A 574-nucleotide genomic window follows, 5' to 3' on the forward strand; every position below is an offset into this window, starting at 1 on the left:
CCCCGGACCTACCGGTTATGAGCCGGGCGCTCTAACCAACTGAGCTAAAGGCCCCTACCTTTTTTTACTTAATGGCGGAGAAGGAGGGATTTGAACCCTCGCGCCCCGTGAAGGACCTACTCCCTTAGCAGGGGAGCCTCTTCAGCCACTTGAGTACTTCTCCATTTTTTATTGGCGGAGGGGGTGGGATTCGAACCCACGTGGGCTTGCACCCTAACGGTTTTCAAGACCGCCCCGTTATGACCACTTCGGTACCCCTCCGTATTTGGTGACCCATCTGCGACTCGAACGCAGGACACCCTGATTAAAAGTCAGGTGCTCTACCGACTGAGCTAATGGGTCATATTCATGGCTGGGGTAGCAGGACTCGAACCTACGAATGCCAGAGTCAAAGTCTGGTGCCTTACCGACTTGGCGATACCCCATCATTTGGCGCGCCTGGGAGGATTCGAACCCCCGGCACACGGATTAGAAGTCCGTTGCTCTATCCTACTGAGCTACAGGCGCATATTCATTTACTGGAGCGGGTGAAGGGAATCGAACCCTCGCAACTGGCTTGGAAGGCCAGGGCTTC

5 tRNA genes are annotated in these 574 nt (G+C 55.2%); all 5 read right to left on the minus strand.

What is annotated here, in order from left to right:
• Window positions 1-72: 72 nt before the first annotated feature.
• Window positions 73-163: transfer RNA gene (locus tag CLPU_RS16425), tRNA-Ser, on the minus strand.
• 9 nt (window positions 164-172) lie between these two features.
• A tRNA-Ser gene (locus CLPU_RS16430) sits at window positions 173-261 on the minus strand.
• Between the two features lie 5 nt (window positions 262-266).
• Window positions 267-342: transfer RNA gene (locus CLPU_RS16435), tRNA-Lys, on the minus strand.
• Window positions 343-349: 7 nt separating this feature from the next.
• Window positions 350-425, minus strand: a tRNA-Gln gene (locus CLPU_RS16440).
• 5 nt (window positions 426-430) lie between these two features.
• Window positions 431-507 (minus strand) — tRNA-Arg (locus CLPU_RS16445).
• Window positions 508-574: the final 67 nt, after the last annotated feature.

The sequence above is a fragment of the Gottschalkia purinilytica genome, from assembly GCF_001190785.1.
Taxonomy (GTDB): domain Bacteria; phylum Bacillota; class Clostridia; order Tissierellales; family Gottschalkiaceae; genus Gottschalkia_A; species Gottschalkia_A purinilytica.